The sequence below is a fragment of the Streptomyces sp. S465 genome (genome assembly GCF_026898115.1).
In the GTDB taxonomy this organism is placed as follows: domain Bacteria; phylum Actinomycetota; class Actinomycetes; order Streptomycetales; family Streptomycetaceae; genus Streptomyces; species Streptomyces luomodiensis.
This window is the reverse complement of record NZ_CP114036.1, coordinates 1,284,643-1,311,204: the sequence shown is the minus strand read 5'-3', so window position 1 is coordinate 1,311,204 and position 26,562 is coordinate 1,284,643. Positions and strand designations below refer to the sequence as shown.

Sequence of the window (26,562 nt, the reverse complement as noted above, 5' to 3'; positions counted from 1 at the left end):
GGACCAGGGACGTGTCCGGGAATTCCGGGAATCTCGTCAGCCACACCGCCGTGATCAGTTGCCCGCACGGCGGACGCGTACGGCCGGTATCCGCGCCGTCGGCGTCCGGAGTACGGCTCGACGGGCAGCCCGTGCCGACCGCCGACGACACCTTCACGGTCGTCGGCTGCCCGCACACCGTCGACCGCGTCCCGTCGCCGTGCACCACCGTCCGGTGGACTCCGGACCGCGACGGGGTGCTGATCGACGGCGTGCCCGTACTGCTCGACACCTCCTCGGCACAGTGCTTCAGCGCGGGGCTCGTGCCGCAGGGGCCACCCGTCGTCCCCACCGCGCGGCAGGGGGTGAGGTGCGGATGAGGACGCGCACCGTGCGGACCGACATCGCCTTCCCGTTCCGGATCGACCGGCGCGGGCGGACCGCGCACGCCGACCACGACGACCACGTACGCGATCTGATCGAGCAGGTGCTCTTCACCAGTCCCGGCGAACGCGTCATGCGGCCCGACTTCGGGTGCGGGCTCCTCGACCTCGTCTTCACGCCCACCAGCCCCGAGCTGGCCTCCGCCGTCGAACTGTCCGTCCAGGCGTCGTTGCAGCGCTGGCTCGGCGAGCTGATCGAGGTGGCGTCCCTGGACGTGGTGAGCGAGGAGAACGTCGTACGCGTCCATCTGCGGTACGTGGTGCGCTCCACCGCCGGCCTGCGCGACGAGGTGTTCGAGGGGAGGGGCGCCGCATGAGCGACCCGGCCACCGCGTCGCGGCGCAGCCGCGTCAGGGCCGCCCACCTCCATGGCATCGACGCCGTCGAGGCCGGCGACAGCACCCGGCAGGGCACCACCCTCACCGTCACCTTCCTCGGCAAGGCCCCGCACGGCCTGTGCCCGGAGAACGTACGCGTCGACGGCGGCCGCCGGATCACCGGTATCGAGGTCCTGGAGATCTCCGTCGAGCGAGAGGAGGACCCCGAGCTCGACGACAAGCTGTACGTCACCGTGGACCGCGCCGGGGACACCTCCGCCTACCGGCTCTCCATCGTCGGCACCGACCCCTACGGGCGGCCCGGCACCGAGCCCTTCCCCGGCTTCGACCAGCGGTACTTCTCCGCCGAGTTCACCTTCCGGCCCGACTGCCCGACCCCCTTCGACCACACGACCGGTGAGCCCGGCCGCCCGCCCACCGTCCGCCCCGCGCCCGCCCCCGTCATCGACTACACCGCCCGCGACTACGACACCCTCCGCCAGGTCGTCCTGGACCGGCTCCGCCTCACCACCCCCGACTGGATCGAGCGCAACGCCGCCGATCTGGGCACCACCCTGGTCGAACTGCTCGCCCACACCGCCGACCAGATCAGCTACCAGCAGGACGCGGTGGCCACCGAGGCGTACCTCGACACCGCCCGCCGCCGGGTGTCCGTACGCCGCCATGTGCGGCTCATCGACTATCCGATGCACGAGGGCTGCAACGCGCGCGCCTTCGTCACCGTGGAGACGGCCGCGCCACTGACCCTGCGCCCCGGGGAGTACCGCTTCGCCGCCGTCGACGTCCGCCACCTCGGCCCGCTGGACCGGCCGGACCTCGGGGCCGTGCTGGACGACCGGGAGCTGGCCGCGCTCGACGAACGCGGATCGGTGGAGGTGTTCGAGCCCGTCGTCCCCGATGAACCCTTACGGCTGCGGCCGGAACACAACCGCGTCCGCCTGTGGACCTGGGGCGGCGAGGTGCGCTCGCTGCCGAGCGGCGCCACGTCCGCGACGTTGCGCGACGAGTGGACCGACGAGGAGTGCCGGACCCGCGCCCTCGAGCTGCGCCCCGGCGATCTGCTGCTCTTCGAGGAGGTGCTGGGGCCGCGCTCCGGTACGTCCGGCGACGCGGACCCGTCCCACCGGCAGGCCGTGCGCCTCACCTCCGTCACCCCCGCCGTCGACCGGCTGGCCGAACAGCCCGTACTGGAGGTCACCTGGGCCTCGGACGACGCGCTCGCCTTCCCGCTGTGCCTGGCCACCAGGGGCGGTACGGACTGCGCGCCCGTCGAAGACGTGAGCGTGGCGCGCGGCAATGTGGTGCTCGTCGACCACGGCCGCTCGCTGACCTTCTGCCGCGGCACACCGGAGGTCCACGCCGTGCCGCCCGTCCCGGCCGTCGTCGGCTCCTGCGCGCCCCCCGCGTTCGGCTGCTTCGAGAAGGACACCGGGAACGCGCCCGCGCGGCTCATCGGCGCCCTGCTGGACACCACCCGCCACGGACGTCCGCTGACCGCCGACGAGGTACGGCGGCTGTTCACCACGGTCGGCCCGGAGGCGACCGGCCGGGCCGGGATCGGGCTGGAGCCGGCCGGGCAGCGGCGCGAGAAGGTGGTGCCCGGCACCGCGTACGCCCAGGCCGAGGCGCTGCGGACACTGCTCGCCCAGTCCGTCTACCCGGGCATCGTGCCGCGCTTCCGGCCCGTACTGCACCACGCGCCCGTCACCCAGGCCGTGCCCTTCCCCGACCCCCGCCACATCGCCGCCGGACAGGCCGAGCGCCTGGCCGCCGTCCCGGACCGGGTGCGGCGGCGGCTGACGGAGCTGTGGCGCGCTGCCCGCGACCGCGACGGGCTCTCCGACGGGGAGATCGCCGAGCTCACCGTCCTGTTCGGGCCGCGCGTCCCGGAGCGCCTCGAACTCGCCCGCCATCCCGTGCGCGCCCTGCGCGAGCTGCTGCACCGCTCCGACCGGCTGCTCCACGCCAAGCTGCGGCGCCTTGACGTCCTGACCGCCAGGGCCCGGTCGGGCACCGTCCTGGACGAGCGCATCGCCTGGGAGATCGCGCACAGTTGGGGCCGGGCGTACGCGGCCGGACTGCGCCCCGAGGACCCGGTGCTGCACGGGCCGGCCGCCGCGCTCGTCCAGGACCCACGGGCCGCGCTCCCCGCCGTACGCCTCACCGACGGGGACGACACCTGGACACCGCGCCGCGATCTGCTCGACTCCCGCCCCCGCGACCGGCACTTCGTCGGGGAGCCGGCGGACGACGGGCGGCTCACGCTGCGCTTCGGCGACGGACGGCACGGCGCCAGGCCCGAGCCGGGGGCGCGCCTGGCGGCCCACTACCGGGTGGGCGGCGGGACGGCGGGCAACGTGGGGGCGGAGGCCATCAACCACCTCGTGCTGTGCCGGGACCCGGACGCCGCCGGTTCCGGGCGGCCGATGCCCGTGGCCGGGGTGCGCAATCCGCTCCCCGCCGTCGGCGGCACCGAACCGGAACCGGTCGAGCAGGTCCGCCGGCTCGCCCCGCTGGACCTCAGGCGCACCCGGCAGCGGGCCGTCACCGCCGAGGACTATGCGGCGCTCGCGGCCCAGCTGCCCGGCGTCCGGCGCGCGGCGGCGGAGATCCGCTGGACCGGCAGCGTGCGGGAGGCCCATGTCGCGGTCGACGCGTACGGGACCGGGGCACCGTCCCCCGCCCTCCTCGGCTCGGTCGCGCACGCCCTGGAGGGCTACCGCCGCATCGGACACGACCTGGTGGTCGGTCCGGCCCGCGCCGTGCCGCTGGACATCGCGATCGCGGTGTGCGCCGCGCCCGGACACCAGCACGGGCAGATCCTCGCCGAGCTGTACCGGGTGCTGGGCCGCCACCGGCTGCCCGGCGGGCGGCTCGGCTTCTTCCACCCCGACGCGCTGACCTTCGGCGAACCGGTGCGGCTCAGCCGGCTGGTGGCCGTCGCCGCGGCGGTGCCGGGGGTGCTGGGCGTCGAGGTCACCCGGTTGCGACGGCTGTGGCACGAGGGGCTGGAGGGGCCGAAGGAGCCCGATGACGGCACCTCGTACGAGACGACACACGGCGAGGCGCTGGAGGAGGGCATCCTGCGCATCGGCCCCCTGGAGATCGCCCAATGCGACAACGACCCCGACCGGCCCGAGAACGGCCGCCTGGTCATCGAGCTGAAGGGGGCCCGATGAGCGACCACCCCGACCACCCCGACCGCCCCACCACCCGCGGCCGCGGCTGCGGCTGCGGCGGCCACGACGAGCGCCGGGCGGCGCCCGGCGTCCCGCACAACCCGCCCGGCCGCACCGCCCTGGACTACCGCGTCGGCGAGTACGGCTCCTTCCTGGCCGCCATGCTCGACCGGCTCGCCTCGCCCGCCTACCCCGCGCTGCGCGGCCTGACCGTACGCACCCCGGACGACCCGGCCATCGGGCTGCTGGACGCCTGGGCGGTCCTGGCCGACCTGCTCACCTTCCACTCCGAGCGGATCGCCGACGAGGGCTATCTGCGCACCGCGCACGACCACCGCTCACTCACCCTCCTGGGACGGCTGGTCGGGCATGTGCCACGGCCGGGCGTGGCCGCCGACACCCACCTCGCCTACACCCTGGACCGGGACCCGCGCGCCGAGGACGTCGTGGTGACGATTCCGCGCGGGGCCATCAGCCACAGCGTCCCGGCGGCCTCCGACGAGGAGCCGCGGACTTATCAGACCAGTGAGGACCTGACGGCTCGCTGGGCCTGGAACGAACTGGCGGTGCGCCGCCGTCGCCCGGCCCTGATCGGCCCCGGCGACCTGGAGCGCCGGTCGGAACTGCTGGTGTCCGGGACCGCGCTCGGGCTGACCGCCGGCGACAAGCTGCTCTTCGTCTTCGACGGGACACCGGAGTCCGGGAGCGGCGGCCGGATGCTGGTGCCGGTCGCGCGGGTGACCGTCGACCGCGAGGAGGACGTGACGGCGATCGGACTGCCGCGGTCCGCCCCGCCCTCCCTGGAGGAGCTGGTGGACGAGGTACGCCGGTGGATCACCGACCCGGAGGCGGACGAGGACCCGGACGACCGGGGGGACGCCGAGCCCGTGCCGGACCACCCCGCGCCGCGCCCCGTCAGCCGTCTGATCGAGGAGTTCGACGCGCAGGTCCTGGCCCCCCTACGAGGCGATCTGGACGGGATCACCACGCCCGGCCAGCTCGCCCGGCGGCTCGCCGAACCCCATGACCGGCTGGCGGAGGCACAGGTGCTGGCCGCCCCGTACGCGGAGGTCGCCGCCTGGTTCGAGCGGCTGGAAGCGGTGATCGGCGACCTGGGGGAGCGGGCCGGGGAGCTGGCCGCCGCCGGGCCCGCCGAGGTGCGGCCGAGGTCCCAGCTCGCCGAGGACCGGCCCACCCCCGAGACCCTCTCGGCCACCGCCGCCGAGTCCGCGCACGGCCTCGCGGCCGCGACCGCGCTCGGCGCCGTGCTCCCCGCCCTGCGCACCCGCGTGGTACGGCCCCCGTCCGGTGCCCGCGCCACGGCGGCGCACGATCCGCGGCGGCTCTTCGGACCGGGGTCCGACGTGGCCGCCGGGCTGCTGTCCGCCCTCGATCCGCGGCTGGAGAGCGGGATGTACGCGGCGTGGCGCCGGGCCGCCCCGGCCGCCGCCGCACCGTCGAAGGCCACCGCGCCCGCGCTCCTGCGCGAGCTGCTCGCCCTGCGGGTGACGGCCGCGCCCTTCGGGGCGACGGCGCCGCTCAAGCCCGTGCAGGACGACCGGGGCCGGGTCATCCGGCAGACCGACTGGCCGCTGACCGGAGGTGAGCTGACCGCGGTGCGGATCGTCTACGACACGGCGGGCAAGGTGCCGGTGAAGGCGGAGTTCCAGCACATCGAGACCGGGACGTCGTGGCAGCGCACCGAGAACCTGCCGCAGAGCGCCGAGTTCGACCTCGGCCCGGGAAAGGTCCAACTGTCCACCCGCACCGGCCAGGACCACGACCTGGGCTGGCTCAGGAGCCGCCCCACCGACTCCCAGGAGCCCGGGGTCACCGCCACGCTGCTGCCCGGTCTGCCCGCGCTCACCCTGTTCGTGTCCCGGCCCGCCGAGGACGGGCGGGTGCACGTGGTCGTGGACGGTGGCGAGCAGCGGCAGTGGATGCTGAGCCGGGGCGAAGCACCGAAACAGATCACCTACGGAAGCCACGAACTGACGCTGCGGTACACCTCCGGCAGCGAGCCCGCCGCCGTCGAGATCGGCATCGCGACCGTGCCCGAGCCCGCCAACCGCTACGTCCTGCCGCTGGATTCGGTCCAGGACTCCATCACGGTCGGCAGCTGGGTGGCCATCGAGCGCCCCCGCAAGGGCTCCGGCGAGCCGGACGGCATCCCCGGCGACCGCGAGCTGGCCCTCGTCACCACCCGCGTCACCGCCGTGCGCACCGCCGCGTACACCAACTACGGCATCACCGGCCGGGGCACCCAGCTGACGCTCGCCGACCCCTGGCTCGACGAACACGACGTGGTGCTCTCCGCCATCCGCGACACCACCGTGCACGCGGGCGGGGAGCCGCTGCGCCCGGCGGACGAGCCGCTGGGCGAGGATGTGCACGGCAATGAGATCGAGCTCGCCGAGCTGTACGACGGGCTGCGGCCCGGCCGCCGGATCGTCGTCTCCGGTGAGCGCACCGACATCTCCCGGGCGAGCGGTGTCCGGGGCACCGAGCTCGCGGTGATCGCCGCCGTGGACCAGCGGGTCGACCCGGAACTCCCCGGCGACCACGTCCACACCACCCTCACCCTCACCGCCGACCTGGCCCACCGCTACCGCCGGGAGACGGTCCGCGTCCAGGGCAACGTCGTGCCCGCCACCCACGGCGAGAGCCGCGACGAGCCCATCGGCAGCGGTGACCCGGCCCTGGCCCACCAGAGCTTCACGCTGTGGCAGTCGCCGCTGACCTGGCTCCCCGCCGACAACCCACTGGGCGCCGTCCCCGCCCTGGAGGTGCGGGTCGACGGACTGCTCTGGCACCGGGTGGACAGCCTGGCCGGCCGCGGCCCGCGGGAGCGCGTGTACGTCACCGGCACCACCGGGGACGGACGGACCACGGTGACCTTCGGCGACGGGGTGCACGGTGCGCGGCTGCCCAGCGGCCACGAGAACGTCCGGGCCCGCTACCGCTTCGGCACCGGAGCGGCCGCCAACGTCCCCGCGGACCGCATCACCCAGGCCCTGACCCGGCCCCTCGGTGTCACCGCCGTCACCAACCCGCAGCCCGCCACCGGTGGCGCGGACGGCGACGGCCCCGGGATGACCCGCCGCACCATCCCGCTCGCGGTCTCCGCGCTGGACCGGCTGGTGTCCCTCCAGGACTACGAGGACTTCGCCCGGTCCCGCGCCGGCATCGGCCGGGCCGCCGCCCGGGAACTCTTCGACGGGCGGCGCACGGTGCTCCATGTGACGGTGGCCGGCGTGGACGACGCTCCGATCGGCGAGGACGCGGAGGTGCTGCGCGCCCTGCGCTCCGCACTGGCCGCCTACGGCGACGCCCGGCTGCCGGTCCGGGTGCAGGTGCGCGAGCTGGTGCTGCTGGTGCTGGTGGCGCGGGTGAAAGTGGCGCCGGACCACTCCTGGGAGCTGGTCGAACCCCGCCTGCGCCAGGCACTCCTGCGCGAACTGGGCTATCCGGGACGGGAGTTGGGGCAGCCGGCGGTGCTCTCCGAGGTGCTCGCCACCGCCCACTCGGTGCCCGGCGTGGACTACGTGGACGTGGACGTCTTCACCGGTGTCCCGGCCTCCAGCACCCCGCGGCAACTGGCCGAGGCGGCCGCCCGGCTCACCGAGCCCAGCGCCGTGGTTCCCGCCCGGTCCGCCGAGTACGCCGAGGACACCTACCGGGTCACCGCGCCGGACGGCGAGACGCTCACCGACATCGCCGGGCGCCATGGCATCCCGCTCGCCGAACTGCTGCGCCTCAACCCCGACATCACCGACACCCGCCGGCTTCCCCGGGGCCGCACGGTGTCCGTCTTCCGCGGCATCCGCCCGGCGCGGCTCGCGCTGTTCTCACCGGACGTCCCGGACACGCTGATCCTTACGGAGGTCACCTCATGAGCAGGGAGCCGGACGGGCTGGCGGAACTGCTTCCGCAGTGGCACCGCCTCAGGGACGAGGAGGCGGGCGAGCCCCTGCGCGCCCTGCTCGCCGTACTCGCCGAACAGGTGGACCGGGTACGCGAGGGGGTCGAGCGCGGTTACGACGACTGGTTCGTGGAGACCGCCGCCGCCTGGGTGCTGCCCTACCTGGGCGATCTGGTCGGCTACCGCCCGCTGCCCGGCTACGAACGGGTCCTGGCCACCGGACTGCGCGACGGCCGGCCGCCGGACGCGTCCCGGCCACGGCTGCTGGCCGAGGCGCTGGCACCGCGCCGCGACGTCGCCGCCACCGTGGCCAACCGGCGGCGCAAGGGCACGCTCGCGCTGCTGGAGGAGCTCTCCGCGTCGGTGGCCGGATGGCCCGCCCGCGCTGTGGAGTTCTCCCGGCTCACCGCACACCACCAGCCGGTCAGGCTGTACGGGGGGACGGGCGGCGCGGCGGCCGACCTCCGCAGGCTCTCCCGCGGCCGGCTCGCCGATCTGCGGGACGGGGCGGCGCTGGACCTGGCGGGCGGGCCGTTCGGGACGGTGGCGCGCTCGGTGGACGTACGGCGCGCGGGCTCCCGGCGCGGGCAGGGCGGTCACACCCCGGCCGGGGTCGGGCTGTTCGTGTGGCGGCTCAAGCCGTACCACGTGCGGCACGCGCCCGCGTACTGCGTGGACCGGGCCCGCAACCTCTACACGTTCTCCATCCTCGGCAACGACACCCCGCTGGTGACCCGCCCCGAACCCGAGCCGTCGGCCGCCCACATCGCCACCATGGACAACGTGCCCGCCGCCATCCGCCGCAGGCAGCTCGCGGACCGGTTCCTCGACTACTACGGGCCCGGTAAGAGCTTTTCCATCCGGCGGGACGGCCACGACGAGCCCGTGCCGCCGTCGGACATCGTGGTGGCCGATCTGACGGACTGGCGCTACCGGGCGGGGCGCGGTCAGGTGGTCGTCGACCCCGAGCTCGGCCGGATCGCCTTCGGCTCGCGCACGGCACCGCGCCACGGCGTATGGGTCACCTACCACTACGCGTACGCCGACGACATGGGCGGCGGGGAGTACGACCGGGACGACCGCGAGACCGCCCCGGACGCGACCGTCTACCGGGTCGGGCCGGGCCGCGCCCACCAGCGGATCATGGACGCGTACCGGCAGTGGCGGCACGACCGGCGGGGCGGGCGATGCGGCCCCGAGGGCATCATCGAGATCACCCACAGCGGCGCCTACCAGGAGCAGCTGGACTTCGACCTGGACCCCGGCGACCGGCTCGAACTGCGCGCCGCCGAGGGGACCCGGCCGGTGATCCGGCTGCTGGACTGGTACAGCAACCGCCCCGACGCGCTGAACATCCGGGCGCGGGAGGACGGCGGGCACACCGGTGGCGCGGCGCCGCGCATCGTGCTGGACGGGCTGCTGATCGCGGGGCGCGGCCTCAACGTCACCGGGCCGGTCGGCACCGTGGTGCTGCGCCACTGCACACTCGTCCCCGGCTGGTCCCTGGAGCCGGAGTGCGCGCCGCGCTCGCCCGACGAGCCCAGCCTGGTCCTGGAGCGCACCACCGCCTGCGTCCAGATCGAGCACAGCGTCCTCGGCACCATCGAGGTCATCGGCGAGGAGGTGCACACCGACCCGCTCGCCCTGCACATCCGCGACTCCATCCTGGACGCCACCGGGCACGACCGCCCGGCGCTGGCCGCCCCGGACTGCCGCCACGCCCACGCCGTGCTGCACGCCCACCGCACCACCGTCATCGGCGAAGTGCACACCCATGCCGTCGAGATCGGCGAGAACAGCCTCTTCACCGGGCGGATGCACGTGGCACGGCGCGGGATCGGGTGTCTGCGGTTCAGCTATGTGCCGCCGGGCTCGCGCACCCCGCGCCGCCACCGCTGCCAGCCGGACCTGGTGGGGGCCGAGGAGGCGGGGCGGGTGCGGCCGCGGTTCAGCGGCGAGCGGTACGGGACGCCGGTGTACGGGCAGCTGGCGGCCGGATGCGCGGAGGAGATCCGCCGGGGCGCCGAGGACGGCGCCGAGATGGGCGCCTTCCACGACCTGTACCAGCCGCAGCGCGAGGACAGCCTGCGGGCACGGCTCGCGGAGTACACGCCGGCCGGCACGGACGCCGGAGTCATCGCCGTGACCTGAGCCGACCTGACACCGCCGAACCCGGCCCACCCGCCTGAGCCCGCGCCCGCCAGACTTCCGAACCTGATCGAGGGGGACCCCTGCCATGCACGCCGATCTGTCCCGGCTCACCTTCCGGCCCGAGCGGCACTACTCCGCCGTCGTCGCCCAGCAGGGCCGCGTCCAGCTCGACGCCGACGCCAACGAGCAGACCGCCATCCAGCTCCACCAGGCCCGTACGCTCGCCGCCGACCTGATCGGGCGGCACGGCGGCCCGGCCGCGGACGCCGGTTTCCACATCACCTTCAAGGGCGGCAGCCGCGATCTGGACGACCTGATCATCGAGGGCGGCCGCTACTACGTCGACGGCATCCTGTGCGACGCGACCCGGCCGCGGCCCGCCGCCGCGGTCGACCACGAGGCGCCGGAGGGGGCCCCGGGCAAGGAGGGCGAGGCGGACGCGTCCGAACCGGACGAGCCGCCCGCCACCTGGACCTACTGGGACCAGCCGGACGCCTACCGGGACCCGGAGCGGCCGGGCGACCGGCTGCCGGAGCAGCGGCCGTTCCTGGTCTGCCTCAAGGTGTGGGAGCGGTCGGTCTCCGCGGCCGAGGACCCGGCGCTGCGCGAGGTGGCCCTCGGCCCGGCCATGCCGGACACGGCGGCGCGGGTCAAGGTGGTCTGGCAGGTGCTGCCGCTGGAGGGCTCGGCCCTGGGGCTGGAGAATCCGGACGGGGCGACCAAGGACCAGGTCGGCAAGGCGTTCGAGGCGTGGGCGGGGAAGGCGACGGCGCCCGCGTCCCGGCTGGCGGCCCGCGCCGAGCGGCCGGAACACGCCGACCAGGACCCTTGTCCGGTGCGGCCGGACGCCCGCTACCGGGGGCCGGAGAACCAGCTGTACCGGGTGGAGATCCACGAGGGCGGCACGGCGCGGGAGGCGACCTTCAAGTGGTCGCGGGAGAACGGCTCGGTGGTCTTCCCCGTCGACGAACTGGACGGCACCTGGGTGGAGTTGGCGACCCTGGGCGGCGACGACAAACTGGATCTGAACGTCGGGGACCTGGTGGAGTTCGCGGACACGGCCTCCACCAGCCGTGGTGAACCGCTGCCGCTGCTGCGGGTGGAGGAGGTCGACCCGCCGGGGCGGCGGGTGCGGCTGTCCGGTGAGCCGGAGCCGGGGGTCGGGCGCCGCCCGGAGCTGCGGCCGTTCCTGCGCCGCTGGGACCACCGGGAGGGCACCCGGCGCCCCCGCAAGGGCGCGGCGGCGCGGCTGAAGCGCGGTGCGCTGCGGGTCGAGGAGGGCCGCTGGCTGCCGCTGGAGGACGGGGTCGAGGTGTACTTCGCCGCCGATGGCACCTACCGCGCCGGGGACCACTGGCTGATCCCGGCGCGTACCGCCACGGGCGCCGTGGAGTGGCCGGTGAACGCGGCCCGCACACCGCTGCTCCAGCCCCCGGCCGGGATCGAGGTGCACTACGCGCCACTGGCGTGGGTGACGGCCGAGCAGGCGGAGCTGGATCTGCGGATGGTGTTCGGGCCGCTGGCCACGCCCGCCCCGGCGGCGGACGCGGCGGCGCTCGCGGCGGAGGCCGAAGCGGAGGCCGAAGCGGAGGCCGAGGCCAGGGCCGAGGAGGCGTAGGCCCGGTGCGGGACCGGTCGAGCCCCCCGCCCCGCGCATCCGTACATCACCATGCCCCACCCATAAGGAGCACATCACCATGGCCACACCGCTCACCGCCGACCGTCTGCTCAAGGCGCTGCGCGACGAGGGACTGGACGTCCACGAGTACCGCGACTGGCGCACTCACCACCGCAACGCCAAGGGCCCCTGGGGCCCGGTCAACGGGGTGATGATCCATCACACCGTCACCCAGGGCACGGCCTCCTCCGTGGAGCTGTGCTACGAGGGACACTCCTCGCTGCCGGGGCCGCTGTGCCACGGCGTCATCGACAAGTCCGGCGCGGTCCACCTGGTCGGCAACGGCCGCGCCAACCACGCGGGGCTCGGCGACGGCGATGTGCTCAAAGCCGTCGTCAACGAGTCCGCGCTGCCCCGTGACAACGAGGCCGACACCGACGGCAACCGTCACTTCTACGGCTTCGAGTGCGTCAACCTCGGCGATGGCGAGGACCCCTGGCCGGAGGCGCAGAAGCTGGCGATCGAGAAGGTGTCCGCGGCCATCTGCCGTGCCCACGGCTGGACCGAGCGCTCGGTGATCGGTCATCTGGAGTGGCAGCCGGGCAAGGTGGACCCGCGTGGCTTCTCGATGGACACCATGCGCGGCCGCATCGCCAAGCGGCTCGGCGCCAAGCCGGACGGCCCCGCTCCCCAACCACCGGCCGGCTACGAGCCGTTCCCGGGCGCCGACTTCTTCCGTACCGGCCGCGAAAGCAAGATCATCACGGCCATGGGCAAGCGGCTGGTGGCCGAGGGCTGCGGACGCTACGAGGAGGGGCCGGGCCCCGAGTGGACCGAGGCGGACCGCACGTCCTACGCGGCCTGGCAGCGCAAACTGGGCTACTCCGGCGACGACGCGGACGGCGTTCCCGGCAGGACCAGCTGGGACAAGCTGCGCGTGCCCAACGTGTAGCCGCCGCCACGCCGGCGTCCGCTGCCCCGGGGCCGGAACGGGGAGAGGGTCAGCGGCCCTCGCCGCCACCCTCGTCGCTGGCCTCGGGGCAGCACGTGTGCAGCAGCGGGCCAAGACCCGCCTGGAGGTAACGCAACAGTGTGTCGTGCGACGCGGCGGACAGCGCCGGTGAGCGGATGGACAGGCGCATGAGGGTGATGCCCATCATCCACGCCCCCAGCAACTCCGCCCGCACCTCGGCGTCCTCGCCCCCCAGACGCCGGGCGAACCGCTCCGAGAACACCTCGGCGATGTCCTCGCGGAGCCGCCCCAGGCTCTCCTCCCGGTTGGAGGAGCGCAGCTTGGTCAGCAGCGGATGCGGGGCCTGCTCCTCCGTGGGGGCCTTGGAGACGAGCTCGCAGATCCACCCCGACACCTCGTCCAGCGGCAGATGGCGCAGTGGTTCGAACACATTGGCGGTGTTTCCCGACACGGTGTCGAACAGCCCCTTTTTTGAGCCGAAATAGCGGTAGACCAGGGCGGCGTCCACTCCGGCGTCCTTGGCGATGTCGCGCACGCCGCAGCCGTCGTAGCCGTACCGCGCGAACCGCAGCGCCGCGGCGCTCAGCAGCGCGGTGCGCGTGCCCGCCGCGTCGTGCTTGCGGGGACGCGGGGGGAGGGCATCGCCTCGTCGCGTGTCATCTGCTCTGTTCACCTGTCGTAACCTCCGCCTGGACCGTCCCTCCATGCTGCCGGTTCAGTGGCGCATGTCCAGAAGTCATCCCTTGTTGTCATCACATGTTGACCAAGATCAGGGCCGACGCGTTATGTTTTGTCAACGCGTGGTGACTTTGGCTACCCGCTGAACCCCCCCAGCAGAAGTGGTGATCCCCTTGCAGATACGACGCGTCGCCGTGGTGGGCACCGGCTACGTCGGACTGACCACCGGCGCCTGCCTGGCCTCTCTCGGCCATCGAGTGGTGTGCGCGGACACCGACCGCAACAAGGTCGAACGGCTGAGCCGCGGACAGGTCGACATCCTCGAACCCCGCCTGCCCGAACTGGTCCGGGAGGGACTGGACTCCGGGCGGCTGGAGTTCGTCCAGGACACCCGGGCCGCGGTCGCCGACGCCGACGTGGTGTTCCTGTGCCTGCCGACTCCGATGGGCGTCGGCGGCGCCGCCGACCTGGCCGCCGTCGAGGCCGTGGCGGACGAGATCCGCACGGATCTGCCGCACGGCAGCGTGGTGGTGAACAAGTCCACCGTGCCCGTCGGCACCGCCGAGCGCGTCGCGGCCCTGCTCGACCGCCCCGACGTGACCGTGGTGAGCAACCCGGAGTTCCTCCGGGAGGGTTACGCGGTGCGCGACTTCCTCAACCCCGACCGCATCGTGGTCGGCGCCGCCGACCGGGACGCGGCGCGGCGGGTGGCCGGCCTCTACGCCGGGCTCGACGCCCCGCTGGTGCTCACCGACGCCGCGGGCGCCGAACTCGCCAAGTACGCGGCCAACTTCTTCCTGGCCATGAAGCTCTCCTTCGCCAACAACCTCGCCACCCTGTGCGAGCACTTCGGCGCCGAGGTGGACGATGTGCTGGCCGGTATCGGCCACGACCCCCGCATCGGCTCGGCCTTCCTCAAGCCGGGCCCCGGATGGGGCGGCTCCTGCCTGCCCAAGGACACCCACGCCCTGCTGACGATCTGCCAGGAGTCGGGCGTGGAGTTCCCGCTGCTGCGCGCCACCATCGAGACCAACGTCGAACACCAGCGGCTGCTCGTGGAGCGGGTGGTGGCCGGGTGCACCCCGGGCGACGGTTCGCTGCACGGCGTACGGCTGGCCGTGCTGGGCCTGGCCTTCAAGGCGGGCACCTCCGATCTGCGCGACTCACCGGCCCTGGCCATCGCCCGGCTGCTCAAGGAGCGCGGCGCCGAGCTCCACGCCTACGACCCCGCGCTCAGCGAGACCCGCCCCGATCTCAGCGATCTGCTCACGATCGCGGACACTCCCGAGGAAGCCCTGCGGGGAGCGCGCGCCTGCCTGGTCCTCACCGAGTGGCCGGAATTCCGCGACCTCGACTGGGAGCACCTCGCCGGGCTGCTGGAGACCCCGGTCGTCTACGACTTCCGCAACCTGCTGGACCCGGACGAGCTGCGCCGCGCCGGACTGACCTGTGAGGGCATCGGCCGCACGCCCGCGATGGCGCGCTGACCACTTTCGAGAATTCCCGCTCCATCCTCTCGACCCGAGACCCTTCCCACAGAAAGGCCCCTGCGTTGCGGGTTCTGTTCACCACGCTCGGCAGCCCTTCCCACGGCCGCGCCCAACTCCCCCTGGCCCGAGCCCTCGCGGCGGCCGGCCACGAGGTGCTGGTGGTCACCACCCCCACCCTCGCCCCCGTCTTCGAACGCGACGATGTGCGGGTGACCGCGGGCTTCGACGACCTCAACCCGGGGTCCTTCCTCGGCTCCGCGCTGGCCGAGGAGGCCGGCCCCGACGGTCCGCCGGACCTGGACCGGATGGAGGCCCAGGAGCGGCAGGCGTTCCAGGTGCGCGTCATCACCAAGGTCCTGTCCGGCCAGATGGCCTCGACGCTGCTGGACGCCGTGCTCCCGCAGGCCCGCGACTTCCGCCCCGACCTCATTCTCCGCGACGGCATGGACCTCGGCTCCTGTCTCGTCGCCGAAACCCTCGGCATACCCCAGCTGTCCACCCCGTCCGGGAGCGCCAACACCTATGATCCGGCGGTGCTGTTGCCGGGTCTCAACGTCCTGCGGGACCGGCACGGACTGGCCACCTCGGACGACCCGGCGTCACTCGTCCCGCACGGACGCATCGACTACGTACCGCCGGCCTTCTCCTTCTCCCAGCACCTGCCGGCGTCCTGGGCCTACCGGCAGACGGTGGACGTGGACCGCGGTGCCGTGCTGCCGCGCTGGGTCGCCGAACTGCCCACCGACCGCCCGCTGGTGTTCGCCGCCATCGGCACCGCGATGCCCATGATCCGCGACCAGGCACGCGAGGCGGACGCCTCCGCGTCGGTCATGCCGATGCCGGACCCGGTGGACACGCTGCGCGCCATGGTCCAGGGCATATCCCAACTGGAGGGGTGCACCGTCGTCCTCTCCACCTCCGGCATCCCCGTGGACACCGACGGGGTGCCCGCGCACGTGCACATCACCGACCGGCTGCCGCAGCCCCTGCTGCTGGAGTCCGTGGACCTGTTCCTCACCCACGGCGGCTTCAACAGCATCCGCGAAGCGATGCGCACCGCGACCCCGCTGGCGGTGCTGCCCCAGTTCGGCGACCAGCCCGGCAACGCACGGCGGGTCCAGGAGCTCGGCCTCGGCCGGCACATCACCGACACCACACCGGACGGCATCGCCGCCGTCTGCCGTGAGGTGCTGGCCGACGACGGCATCCGGGCCACGGCCCGCCGGGCGCGGCTGGAGATGCTGGCGCTGCCGGAGATCGAGAGCGCGGTCCCCGACCTGGAGAAGATCGCCGGATAACACCCCGCCGCCGGAGCCCGGACCCCGCGTCCGGGCTCCGGTCCCGGTTTCCCCCGCTCCCCCCACGCGCGGCGTTTCCCCCGCTTCCCACGCGCGGCAGAGAAGGTACGCAGGTAGTACGTATGTCGTCCTCATCCACCACCACCGAGCCCGAGGCCCCGGCCCGGCTGACACACCGTCAGGTCGTCACCGTGCTGTCCGGGCTGGTGCTCGGCATGTTCCTCGCCGCGCTCGACCAGACCGTGGTCTCCTCGGCGCTGCGCACCATCGCCGACGATCTGCACGGCCTCACCGCCCAGGCGTGGGTGACCACCGCCTACCTCGTCACCGCCACCATCGTCACCCCGCTGTACGGGAAGCTGTCCGACATCTACGGCCGCCGGCCGGTCTATCTGAGCGCGATTGTGCTGTTCACCTTCGGATCGCTGCTGTGCGGGTTCGCCACCTCCATCCACCAGCTCGCGGCCTTCCGGGCGGTCCAGGGCCTCGGCGGTGGCGGGCTGATGTCCCTCGCCATGACGATCATCGCCGACATCACCTCGCCCCGGGAGCGCGGCCGCTACCAGGGCTACATCACGGCGGTGTTCGCCAGTTCCAGCGTGGTCGGCCCCCTGGTGGGCGGGGTGTTCGCCGAGCGCGCCAGCCTGCTGGGCATCGACGGATGGCGCTGGATCTTCCTGGTCAACGTGCCGCTGGCGATCCTCGCCATCGTGGTGATCCTGCGTGTGCTGCACGTACCCCACCGCCCCGTACGCCACCGCCTGGACTACGGCGGGGCGCTGACCCTCGCGGTCGGGATCGTGCCGCTGCTCCTCGTCGCCGAACAGGGGCGCGGCTGGGGCTGGGGCTCGCCGCGGGCGCTGACGATGTACGCGATCGGGCTGGCCGGCCTGGTCTCCTTCGTCCTGCTGGAGCGGCGGATGGGAGACGCCGCGCTGCTACCGGTCCGGCTGTTCCGCATCCGCGCGTTCCGGCTGGGCACCGTGCTGCACTTCACCGTGGGCATCGCCATGTTCGGCGCCATGACCACGCTCCCGCTCTATCTCCAACTGGCCAAGGGGATGAGCCCGATGGGGGCGGGCCTGGCCACGCTGCCCACCATGGCGGCGAACGTGACGGTGACCCTGGTGGTGGGCCGGCTGATGTCCCGGACCGGCCGGTTCAAGGTCCATCTGGTGGCGGGCGTCGGCTCGCTCACCGTCGCCATGCTGGTCTTCGCCACGCTGCGGGACGACAGCCCGCTGTGGTACGTCTCCATCGGCATGCTGTTCATGGGAGCGGGCCTCGGCGCGGCGATGCAGACGATCACCACACTGGCCCAGTCCGAGGTGCCCGGCCGGGACATGGGGGCGGCCACCGCGTCGGTGAACTTCTTCCGCTCCAACGGCGGCACGGTGGGCGCCGCCGCCTTCCTGTCCATCCTCTTCTCCCTGGCCGGTTCCCGGATCAGCGAGCACTGGGCCGCCGCCCGTCAGGACGCGTCGTTCCGCAGGCTCGCCGAGGAACCGGCGAACGCCGACGCGCTGAAGGGTGTCGTACGGGCCGACGGCGGGGTGAACCTGGAGGACTCGGCCTTCCTCGGCCACCTCGACCCGGGCGTGGCGCAGCCGTTCCTGGAGGGCTATGTCAGCGCCATGCGCGTGGTCTTCCTCGCCGGCGCCGCGGTGGCGCTGATCGCCTTCGTGATCGCCGCCTGGCGGGTGCCGAACACCCAGCTCTCCGCCGACTGACCCGAGCCGACGGGACCGGCGGCGGACACCGCGCGGTGGCGCCCCCGCCGCCGCGCGGTCCGCGTGACACCGGCGGTCTACCAGGCCGCCGGTGTGCCGTCCCAGGAGAAGAAGCCGCCGGTGGGCCCGGTGTCCGGGAGGAGGGCGAGCCGGACCGCGCCCGCCGCGCCCTCGGCCGGGTCACCGTCGCTCGCGGCGGCGCGGGCGTTCAGATCGGTCGCGCGCAGCCCGGGGGCCAGCGCGTTGACCTTGAACCCCTCGGCGGCCAGGGTCTGCGCGGAGAAGAGGGTCAGGGCGTTCAGGGCGGTCTTGGACGAGCGGTAGGCCGCAGCCGATCCGGCGGCGACGGCGAACTGGTGCTCCGGATCCGCGCTCCAGGTCAGCGAGGCGGTGCCGCTGGAGACATTGACGATCCGGGGCGCCGCCGAGCGGCGCAGGGCCGGCAGAAAGGCGTTGGTGACGGCGAGCACACCGAAGACGTTGGTCTCGTAGGTCCGGCGGAAGCTGTCGAGGTCCGCCTCGGGCGCCGTCTTGCCGTCCACCATGATGCCCGCGTTGTTGACCAGCACGTCCAGCCGCTCCACCCGCGCCGCGGCCGTGGCGATGCTGTCGGGGTCGGTCACGTCGAGCACCAGGAGCCGGGCGTCGCCGCCGATCTCCTGGACGGCCCGCCGCCCCCGGTCGGCGTCGCGGGACCCCACGTGGACGGTGAAGCCCTCGGCGACGAGCTGGCGTGCGATCTCCTTGCCGATGCCCTTGTTGGCACCGGTGACCAGTGCTGTGCGATCGTTCATGACAGCAACGATTCCCTGGCCGTGCCGCCCCTGCCAGGGACAACCTGTACCAGGCAGCCGAAGGAGGCAGCATGGCGAGACAGGAACTGGCCCGCTTCCTGCGGGACCGCCGCGAGGGACTGCGCCCCCAGGACATCGGTCTGCCCGCCGACCCGCACCGCCGCACCCCGGGGCTGCGGCGGGAGGAGGTGGCGGAGCTGGCCCATATGTCGGTCGACTACTACACCCGCCTCGAACAGGCCCGGGGCCCCCGGCCGTCACCGCGCATCCTGGACGGGCTCGCGCAGGCGCTGCGGCTCGCGTCCGCCGAGCGCAGCCATCTGTTCCGGCTCGCGGGGACGAGCGCACCGCCGGGCGTCCGGGCGGTGCGGCGGGTGCGTCCGCACGTCGCCCAGCTGCTGCGGCGGCTGCCCGACACCGGGGCGATCGTCACCGACGCCGCCTACGACGTGGTCGCCTGGAACCCGCTGGCGCAGGCCCTGTTCGGCGACGACCTCGGCCGCCACCCCAACCTCGCCCGCCGCCGCTTCCTGGGCCAGGGCCACGCGTACGAGAGCTCCAGCGCCGAGGAGTTCGGACACATCGTGGTCGCACGGCTGCGCCGGGCCGCCGACCGCTACCCCCATGACGCGGCGCTCACCGGACTGCTGGGCGAGCTGCGCGCCGGCAGCGAGGAGTTCCGGCAGATCTGGGAGGAGCGTCCGGTCCACGCGCCCGGACACCGGTCCAAGACCGTCGCCCACCCCACGGCCGGCCCGCTCCGGCTGAACTGCGATGTGCTGCTCGTGCCCGAGGACGACCAGGAGGTGGTCCTGATCACGGCCGACCCCGGATCCCCCTCCGCCCGTACGATCCGCCGGCTCGCGGGCGCGGCGGCGTCCTGACGCCCCGCGCCCGTCCCTGTGCCGGGTGGCGCCGTCAGCCGTCAGTTCCGTGAATGGCCGAACAGAAGGCGGTAGACGACCAGCAGGACGAAGGCGCCGCCGATCGCCGCGCCCCAGGTGGTGGGGTCGTAGAACTCCTTCTGGACCGGACGGTCGAAGAACCGCGCGGAAATCCACCCGCCCACGAACGCCCCCGCGATGCCGATGACCGTGGTACCGACCAGCCCGCCGGGGTCACGTCCGGGGAGAAGGATCTTGGCGATCACCCCGGCGAGCAGGCCGAGGATGATCCAGCTGACGATACTCACGTTGACGTCCCCTTTGTCGTGCCATGGGGCCGGACCGGCTTGATCATCGGATGCCCGAGAGGGCGGACACCATGCCTGCCCGGCTCAGCCGATGGCGGGGACGGGCATCCCGCTCCTCGCCCAGGTGGCCCGGCGCGGTTCGATGACCGCCACCGCTCCCCGCGGTCGGCCAGGGCGCGGCTGCTGCCGCCCGCCGTCATCGCCTTCCGCGACACCCACCCGGAGGCGCGGCTGACCGTGCGCGGCGCCCGTGGCGGACCGTGCCGACCGCCATCCGGCGGCCGAGGCCCTGGTCCGCGGCTGCCGGGCGGTCGGCTGCGCACCGCAGAGCGCCTATGAGGCACACGACGACCAGGAGGCGCGGGCCATGGTGGCCGCCGGTCTGGACGTGGTGCAGGCCCCGACCCTGGCCCTGGCCCTGGGGGGCATCCGGCCCGGCGTCGGCGTGCCGCCGCCGCGGCCGCCCGCCCCGGTGCGCCGCATCCGGCCCGTCCGCATGGCCGACCACGCCCTCACCCCCCGCCGCCGGGGTCTTCATCGGCTCCCTGCGCGAGAGCGCGGCGGGCCGGCGAAGCGACCCGGAGCGGGGAGCCTGACCAGGTCCCGGCTCCGCCCCGGAACGGGCTCTCACAGCGCGGAGATCACCCGCCGGCGGTCGGCCATGGCCCGGCGCGCCAGGAGAGAGTCGGGGGCGAGACGGTCGTACTCATGGATGGCCCCGCTGTGGACGTGCAGTTCGGCGGGGACGTCGGCGTCGGCGAGCCGCTGGGCGTAGCCGACGGCCTCGGCGCGGAAGATGTCGAGCTCTCCGACCTCGACATAGGCGGGCGCCAGCCCCTCGACGGAGGCGACCCGGGCCGGCGCCGCCGCCGGCGGCACGTCATCGGTGCCGAACGCCTCGCCGAGCAGGGCGTGCCAGCCGGTCCAGTTGTCGTCCCAGGTCCAGGCGACGTAGGGCGACAGCAGGGGATCCGGGGTGAGGTTGCGGTCGTCGAGCATGGGATAGAGCAGGATTTGACGAGCGGGCGGAACCCCTCGGTCCCGGGCGAGGACCGCCGTGCCCGCGGCGAGTCCGCCCCCGGCGCTGTCCCCCATGACGGCGATGCGACCGGGGTCGACCCCGAACCCGGCCGACCGGTCGGAGAGCCAGGCCAGCGCGGCGAACACATCCTCGACCGGGCCGGTGCCGGTGGCCCCGTCGGGGGCCAGGCGGTAGTCCACGGACAGGAACGGCACGCCGGTCGCCTCGACGTACCCGGCGATGACGGAGTCGTAGAGGTCGACGCTGCCGGCGACCATCCCTCCGCCGTGGGCGTAGACGACCGCCGAACCGGGCGTGGAGTCGGCCTTCTCGTACCAGCGGACGGGGATCTCCGCCCCGTCCCGGGAGCGCACGGTGTGCGCGACCGCCTTCACCAGGGGATAGCCGGAGGGATAGGCGGGGAGCAGGGAGGCCAGCCACGCCATCGAGGCGGTTCCCCGGGCGCGCAGCGCCCGCCAGTCGTCGCGCTCGGGCGGGGGAGGGGGAGTGGGACCGCTCTGCTCGGCGAGGACTCGCAGCACCGCGGCGAGCTCGGGGTCGAGCGTATAGGCCATGGTCGACTCCGTTCGAGGACGGCGGGGCCGCTGCCCCGGCGGTCCTCACAGCCTCCCGTGTCCCGCTCGAGGGCCGGTACACAAAGCCCGGCGGCCGGTCGTCGACACCGCCCCGGAACCGGTCACCCGGACTTCGGCGGCCGCCGAAACGTCCGGCTCCTAGGCTCCACGCCATGAACACCGCACCCCAGCACACCGCACCCCGGCACACCGCACGGGAGGCCGCCCGCCACATGGCGATCGAGCCCAGTGTCCTGTACTTCGGGACACCCGTGGTGCTCCTGTCGACGGAGAACATGGACGGCTCGGCCAATCTCGCCCCGATCTCCTCCGCGTGGGCGCTGGGGCACACGGTGGTGCTCGGACTGGGCCGTGACGGACAGACGGCCCGGAACCTGCGCAGCCGGCCCGAGCTGGTGATCAATCTGCCCGCCCCGGGCCAGTGGCGGGCGGTGGAGCGGCTGGCGCCGCTGACCGGCCGGAACCCGGTGCCCCCGACCAAGGCGGAGGGGTGTCGATTCGCACCGGACAAGTTCGGTGCGGCCGGCCTGACCGAGGAGCCGTCCCATGTGGTCCGGCCGCCTCGCGTCGCCGAATGCCCCGTCCAGCTGGAGGCCCGCGCCGAGCGGGTGCGGCCGGACGTCGCCGGGGAATTCGTCATCGTCGAGGCCGGGGTGGCGAAGGTCCACGCCGACCCCCGGATCGTCGTGCCCGGCACCGACTACATCGACCCGGCCGCCTGGAGCCCGCTCATCTACAACTTCCGGCACTACTTCGGACTCGGCCCGGAACTCGGCCACAGCTACCGCACCCAGACTCCCCGCACCACCTCCTCGCCAGGACGGGGCGGGGTCAGCGGGCGAAGCCGCGGCTGATGACCAGGCGCTGGATCTGGTTCGTGCCCTCGAAGATCTGCATGATCTTGGCCTCGCGCATATAGCGCTCGACCGGGAAGTCACGGGTGTAGCCATAGCCGCCGAGGACCTGGACGGCGTCGGTGGTGACCTTCATGGCGGCGTCGGTGGCGATGAGCTTGGCGACGCTGGCCTGCCGGCTGTAGGGACGGCCGAGGTCGCGGCGGCGAGCGGCGTCGAGGTAGGTCGCGCGGGCGGAGTCGACGGCGGCGGCCATGTCGGCGAGCAGGAACCCGAGGCCCTGATGGTCGATGATCTTCTTTCCGAAGGTGGTGCGCTCGTTGGCGTAGTCGACGGCGACATCGAGGGCGGCCTGGGCGAGCCCGGTGGCACAGGCGGCGATGCCGAGCCGGCCGGAGTCGAGCGCGCTGAAGGCGATCTGGAGGCCCTGGCCCTCGGCGCCGATGAGGCGGTCGTGGTCGAGCAGGGCGCCGTCCCAGTGGGCGGTGGTGGTGGGGATGGCGTGCAGGCCCATCTTCTCCTCCGGCTTGCCGAACGACAGGCCGTCGGCCCGGCCGGGGGCGAGCAGGCAGGAGACGCCGTGGCTGCCCTCGCCGGTGCGCGCGAACAGTGCGTAGAAGTCGGCGCGCCCGCCGTGGGTGATCCAGGACTTGGTGCCGGTGATCCGGTAGCCGTCGCCCTCCTTGTCGGCGCGGCAGGCGAGGGCGGCGGCGTCGGAGCCGGCCTGCGGCTCGGAGAGGCTGTAGCCGCCCACGACCTCTCCCGTGAGCATGCCGGGCAGCCACCGCTGCCGCTGCTCCTCGGTGCCGAAGGTGGCCAGCGGGAAGCAGGCGAGGCCGTGCACGCTGGTGGCCACGGCGACCGCGGCCCACCGGGCCGCCAGCTCCTCGAGAACCTGGAGGTAGACCTCGTACGGCTGACCGCCGCCGCCGAACTCCTCGGGGTAGGGGAGGCCGAGCAGACCGGCCTTGCCCAAGGTCGTGAACAGCCCTTCCGGATAGGTCTCCCGGCGCTCGTACTGGTCGGCCCGGGGCGCGAGCTCCTTGTCGGCGATATCGCGGGTCAACGCGATGAGGTCCTCGGCCTCTTGGGTGGGGAGGAGTCGGTCCACGCTCATGGAAGCCTCCATATCGGTACCGTCATCGGTACTGAGGTGTTCACAAGGGTACCGATAAGGCTCACTCGCCGTCCATGAGACGATCGGAAGGTGACCAGCAGCGCCCCTGTACGCCGTGGAGAAGCCCGCCGCGTAGAGCTCGAGAACGGCGTCGTGCGGCTGATCCTGTCCGAAGGCTTCGCCCAGCTGACCCTGGACGACATCGCCGCACGCCTGCACTGCTCGAAGCGGACGCTCTACACGCTGGCGGGCAGCAAGGAACAACTGGTCCGCGCGGCCGTGGTGCGGTTCTTCCGCTTCGCGACCGAGCGGGTCGAACGGGCCGTCGCGGCCGAGGGCCTGTCCCCGGCCGCCCGGATCACCGCGTACCTGAACGCGGTCGCGGCCGAACTCGCCGTCGCCTCGCCCCGGTTCTTCGACGATCTCGCCTCGTTCGCGCCGGCCGCCGAGGTCTACGAGCGCAACACCCGGGCCGCGGCGCGCAGGATCGGCGAGCTGATCGACGACGGCGTGACCGAGGGTGCGTTCCGTGACGCGCACGCCGGATTCGTCGCCGACCTCGTGGCGGCGCAGATGGTCCGCATCCAGCGCCGCGCGGTGGCCGCGAGCACGGGCCTGTCGGACAGCGAGGCCTACGCCGAGCTGGCCGCCCTGGTCACGGCGGGCCTGAGCCTCCCCACGTGACGCGATGGGGCGGCACGGGTGCGGTACAGGTCCAGGTGGAGCGGCTGCGCCGGGGTAGCGAGGCTCAGCCCAGGTAGAGCGGCAGCCTCGCGGCCAGTGCGCCGAGTTCGGCCCGCTCCGCGCCGGTCGGTGCCCGGCGGCCGGTGCCGACCAGCAGGGCGTCCTGGTCGCTGAACGACGCGGGGAACGCGCCGTCGGCGATCTTCTCCAGCAGCGCTCGGGACCGGGCCAGACCCTCCGCGGGCGGTTCCGCCGCGTCCGGGAGGTGGGCGATCAGGTCGAGGTGGTGCAGCGTCCATTCCAGGACGTACGTGGTGAGGTAGTCGCCCACGGTGATGACCTCGCCGCGGGTGCCCACCCGGGCGTCCGGGTCGGCGAGTTCCGCGGCGCGTCCGGCGGCGGAGCCGACGTCGTCGAGGTGGAAGGTGAGCAGGCGCGGTTCCTGGTACGCGGCGGCCAGCCGGACGGTCAGCGCGTCGAGCGGGTCCTTGCCGGTGGGCGCCTGGTCCGCGACGGTCCAGTAGGTCACCGCGTCCACGGTCGGCTCCGTTCCGGCGGGCGTGACGAGGGTGATCAGGACGTCCTGCGCGTCGATGATCAGGTGGCAGACGAGGTCCCGCACAAGCCAGCCGGAGCAGCCGGACGACCGCTCGAAATCCCCGTCCGCGAGGGCGGCGACCGCCGTGCGCAACGCCGTCCACGATCGTGAGAAGGCATCCACGGCGGCACGGTAGTGCGACGCCGGAAGGCTGGACAAACGTATTTCGGCGGGACGGGCGGGGGCTCCGCCGGGCCGGACTACCGGTTGTCCGGTTGGGCGGCCCACGTCTTGGTCACGACATGCGGCCGCGCGGGGAGCCGCCTCCGGGCAGATCGCGGACTCCTTGCCGGTTCCGGCGGGCGGCACGCTCGACATGTCACCGTTCACCAGCGATGTGACCGTCCCGGCCACGGCCCGCTGGCGGGCCGGGGACCGGGTGCCCTTCACCCTCCGCTTCGAACACAGCGGACGTGTCGAGGCCAGCGCCGTGGTGGTGCGTCCCGGCGACAGGTGAGCACGCCCAGGGCGGCCACAGTGCCGTCAGCAGACCGGCGGGCACCAGCACCGCGGCGGGCTGGGTCCCCGGGGCGGAGCGAATGGTTCGCCGAACCGTGGGAGAGGCGCCGTGTCTCCGCGCCACCGCGGGGACGTCCCGTTACCGTGAGGCGGCGCGGGCCTGGCCATGACGTAGCGGAAGGCGGGACGGGTTGAGCGAGCCAACTCACGACGCCGGAGGTGAGCCGCCACCGCAGATGACAGTGGGCCTCGTCGCCGATCCGGACGCACCCGCGGAGCTGGCGGAGGAACTGGCCGGGGACCTGCCCGGCCTGCTCTCCGAGCAGATCGACCCGAACGTCAGGTGGTCCGTGCAGGTCGTCCGCGATCCCATGCCCGCCGCCCTGCTCGACAGCGCGAGCATCCTCGATGTGACGCGGGAGCGGAAGATCCGCGCTGCCTGGGACATCGCCATCTGCCTCACCGATCTTCCCCTGTACGGCGATGGCAGGCCACTGGCGGTCGACGCGGACACGGCGGACCGGGTGGCCCTGGTGTCCATGCCCGCGCTCGGCGGGATCCTTCTGCGACGGCGGCTGCGCCGCTCGATCGTCCGGCTGGTGAGGGATCTGATGCGGGTGGACAGGGGCCCTGTGGTCCCGGAGCGGACCGCCCCGCTGAAGCGCGCGGTGGCGGACAAGGACCTCATCGATCTACGGATCGTGGGATCCGCCGCGCGGGGGCGGCTGCGCCTGCTGCTGGGCATGGTGCGGGCCAACACCCCCTGGCGGCTGATTCCCGCCCTGGCGAAGGCGCTCGCCGCCGCCCTGGCCACCAGCGCCGTCGTCCTGGTCAACGGAACCCTCTGGAACGTGTCCACCGCGATCGCCATCGAGCGGCTCGCGGTGGTGTCGGTCTTCTCCACGGCGACCATGGTGGCCTGGCTCATCGTCCACCGGCATCTGTGGGAGCGCCCCGACTCCCCATCCCGCCAGGAGCGGGAGAAGGCCGCGCTCTACAACGCCTCCACGGTGGTGACCCTCTCCCTGGGCGTCCTGGGGGGTCTCCTCGGGCTCTTCGTGGTGGACTTCGCGGTGGCGTCGTTCCTCATCGAGGGCGGAGTGCTGGCGAATCAGGTGAAGCGCCCGGTGGGATTCGGCGACTACGCGCGTCTGGCGTGGCTGGCGAGCTCGGCGGCCATCGTCGGCGGAGCGCTCGGCTCGGAGTTCGAAAGCGACGAAGCGGTCCGCCGCGCCGCCTACGGCAAACGGGAGAGGCTGCGCCGCGAGCAGGTGGAGCGCAGACGCGAAGAGGCCGAGTCCGGCACCGCGCCCCCTCTTGGCTGAGTCCCGGTGGGCCGGGGCGAGCGAGATGACGGAGACGAACTGGAGCACGCAAGTGAGGAGCAACCGCATGACGATCAACAAGCACCTCGCCACGCTCCAGTTCGGCGGGGGCGGCCCGGCTTC

21 protein-coding genes are annotated in these 26,562 nt (G+C 73.6%); 15 read left to right on the top strand and 6 right to left on the bottom strand.

Annotated elements, in window-relative coordinates; translation table 11 throughout:
* Positions 1 to 11: 11 nt before the first annotated feature.
* The 7 genes from N6H00_RS05525 (at position 12) to N6H00_RS05495 (ending at position 12,582) form a co-directional block, all read left to right on the top strand.
* On the top strand, positions 12 to 359 hold the full coding sequence (locus tag N6H00_RS05525; protein ID WP_268970433.1) for a hypothetical protein: 348 nt from the start codon (positions 12 to 14) through the stop codon (positions 357 to 359).
* Positions 356 to 739, top strand: a complete 384-nt coding sequence (locus N6H00_RS05520; protein WP_268970432.1) for a GPW/gp25 family protein — start codon at positions 356 to 358, stop codon at positions 737 to 739. Before N6H00_RS05525 ends, N6H00_RS05520 begins: the two co-directional genes overlap by 4 nt.
* Complete coding sequence (locus N6H00_RS05515; protein ID WP_268970431.1) at positions 736 to 3,939, top strand: putative baseplate assembly protein; 3,204 nt, start codon at positions 736 to 738, stop codon at positions 3,937 to 3,939. Before N6H00_RS05520 ends, N6H00_RS05515 begins: the two co-directional genes overlap by 4 nt.
* The gene (locus N6H00_RS05510; protein ID WP_268970430.1) at positions 3,936 to 7,835 is read left to right on the top strand and encodes a putative baseplate assembly protein; all 3,900 of its coding nucleotides are present in this window, start codon (positions 3,936 to 3,938) and stop codon (positions 7,833 to 7,835) included. Before N6H00_RS05515 ends, N6H00_RS05510 begins: the two co-directional genes overlap by 4 nt.
* Complete coding sequence (locus N6H00_RS05505) at positions 7,832 to 10,012, top strand: hypothetical protein (protein ID WP_268970429.1); 2,181 nt, start codon at positions 7,832 to 7,834, stop codon at positions 10,010 to 10,012. Before N6H00_RS05510 ends, N6H00_RS05505 begins: the two co-directional genes overlap by 4 nt.
* An 85-nt stretch (positions 10,013 to 10,097) precedes the next feature.
* Positions 10,098 to 11,630: a DUF6519 domain-containing protein gene (locus N6H00_RS05500; protein WP_268970428.1), complete on the top strand. Its 1,533-nt coding sequence runs from the start codon at positions 10,098 to 10,100 to the stop codon at positions 11,628 to 11,630.
* Between the two features lie 79 nt (positions 11,631 to 11,709).
* Positions 11,710 to 12,582, top strand: a complete 873-nt coding sequence (locus N6H00_RS05495) for a peptidoglycan-binding protein (RefSeq protein WP_268970427.1) — start codon at positions 11,710 to 11,712, stop codon at positions 12,580 to 12,582.
* Positions 12,583 to 12,631: 49 nt separating this feature from the next.
* Here N6H00_RS05495 and N6H00_RS05490 read toward each other — a convergent pair whose 3' ends face one another.
* On the bottom strand, positions 12,632 to 13,276 hold the full coding sequence (locus tag N6H00_RS05490) for a TetR/AcrR family transcriptional regulator (RefSeq protein WP_268970426.1): 645 nt from the start codon (positions 13,274 to 13,276) through the stop codon (positions 12,632 to 12,634).
* 178 nt (positions 13,277 to 13,454) lie between these two features.
* On the opposite strand from N6H00_RS05490, the gene N6H00_RS05485 reads away from it, so the two are divergent.
* From N6H00_RS05485 to N6H00_RS05475, 3 genes are all read left to right on the top strand, one after another.
* A complete protein-coding gene (locus N6H00_RS05485) occupies positions 13,455 to 14,768 on the top strand; it encodes a UDP-glucose dehydrogenase family protein (RefSeq protein ID WP_268970425.1) in 1,314 nt (437 codons plus the stop codon).
* 65 nt (positions 14,769 to 14,833) lie between these two features.
* Positions 14,834 to 16,069, top strand: coding sequence for a glycosyltransferase (locus tag N6H00_RS05480; RefSeq protein ID WP_268970424.1), 1,236 nt, complete (start codon positions 14,834 to 14,836; stop codon positions 16,067 to 16,069).
* Between the two features lie 122 nt (positions 16,070 to 16,191).
* On the top strand, positions 16,192 to 17,799 hold the full coding sequence (locus N6H00_RS05475; protein WP_268970423.1) for an MDR family MFS transporter: 1,608 nt from the start codon (positions 16,192 to 16,194) through the stop codon (positions 17,797 to 17,799).
* Positions 17,800 to 17,876: 77 nt separating this feature from the next.
* Here N6H00_RS05475 and N6H00_RS05470 read toward each other — a convergent pair whose 3' ends face one another.
* Positions 17,877 to 18,593 carry an SDR family oxidoreductase gene (locus tag N6H00_RS05470; protein ID WP_268970422.1) on the bottom strand — a complete coding sequence of 239 codons (717 nt, stop codon included), beginning with the start codon at positions 18,591 to 18,593 and terminating at the stop codon, positions 17,877 to 17,879.
* A gap of 71 nt (positions 18,594 to 18,664) precedes the next feature.
* On the opposite strand from N6H00_RS05470, the gene N6H00_RS05465 reads away from it, so the two are divergent.
* A complete protein-coding gene (locus N6H00_RS05465) occupies positions 18,665 to 19,477 on the top strand; it encodes a helix-turn-helix transcriptional regulator (RefSeq protein ID WP_268970421.1) in 813 nt (270 codons plus the stop codon).
* 41 nt (positions 19,478 to 19,518) lie between these two features.
* On the opposite strand, the gene N6H00_RS05460 is transcribed toward N6H00_RS05465, so the two are convergent.
* Together N6H00_RS05460 and N6H00_RS05455 are read right to left on the bottom strand one after the other, a co-directional pair.
* Positions 19,519 to 19,785, bottom strand: coding sequence for a GlsB/YeaQ/YmgE family stress response membrane protein (locus N6H00_RS05460; RefSeq protein ID WP_268970420.1), 267 nt, complete (start codon positions 19,783 to 19,785; stop codon positions 19,519 to 19,521).
* Positions 19,786 to 20,412: 627 nt separating this feature from the next.
* Entirely contained in the window at positions 20,413 to 21,381 is a 969-nt protein-coding gene (locus tag N6H00_RS05455) for an alpha/beta hydrolase fold domain-containing protein (RefSeq protein ID WP_268970419.1), read from the bottom strand.
* Positions 21,382 to 21,554: 173 nt separating this feature from the next.
* Between N6H00_RS05455 and N6H00_RS05450 the strand changes: the two genes are divergently transcribed.
* Positions 21,555 to 22,256: a flavin reductase family protein gene (locus N6H00_RS05450; protein WP_268970418.1), complete on the top strand. Its 702-nt coding sequence runs from the start codon at positions 21,555 to 21,557 to the stop codon at positions 22,254 to 22,256.
* On the opposite strand, the gene N6H00_RS05445 is transcribed toward N6H00_RS05450, so the two are convergent.
* Entirely contained in the window at positions 22,234 to 23,373 is a 1,140-nt protein-coding gene (locus N6H00_RS05445) for an acyl-CoA dehydrogenase family protein (protein ID WP_268970417.1), read from the bottom strand. The two genes, N6H00_RS05450 and N6H00_RS05445, sit on opposite strands and share 23 nt — an antisense overlap.
* A gap of 90 nt (positions 23,374 to 23,463) precedes the next feature.
* On the opposite strand from N6H00_RS05445, the gene N6H00_RS05440 reads away from it, so the two are divergent.
* Positions 23,464 to 24,057, top strand: coding sequence for a TetR/AcrR family transcriptional regulator (locus tag N6H00_RS05440; RefSeq protein WP_268970416.1), 594 nt, complete (start codon positions 23,464 to 23,466; stop codon positions 24,055 to 24,057).
* Between the two features lie 64 nt (positions 24,058 to 24,121).
* Here N6H00_RS05440 and N6H00_RS05435 read toward each other — a convergent pair whose 3' ends face one another.
* Complete coding sequence (locus tag N6H00_RS05435) at positions 24,122 to 24,778, bottom strand: maleylpyruvate isomerase N-terminal domain-containing protein (protein ID WP_268970415.1); 657 nt, start codon at positions 24,776 to 24,778, stop codon at positions 24,122 to 24,124.
* A 28-nt stretch (positions 24,779 to 24,806) separates the two neighbouring features.
* On the opposite strand from N6H00_RS05435, the gene N6H00_RS05430 reads away from it, so the two are divergent.
* Together N6H00_RS05430 and N6H00_RS05425 are read left to right on the top strand one after the other, a co-directional pair.
* A complete protein-coding gene (locus N6H00_RS05430; protein ID WP_329618660.1) occupies positions 24,807 to 25,112 on the top strand; it encodes a copper chaperone PCu(A)C in 306 nt (101 codons plus the stop codon).
* A 238-nt stretch (positions 25,113 to 25,350) separates the two neighbouring features.
* Positions 25,351 to 26,439, top strand: coding sequence for a hypothetical protein (locus N6H00_RS05425; RefSeq protein WP_268970414.1), 1,089 nt, complete (start codon positions 25,351 to 25,353; stop codon positions 26,437 to 26,439).
* Positions 26,440 to 26,562 lie beyond the last annotated feature (123 nt).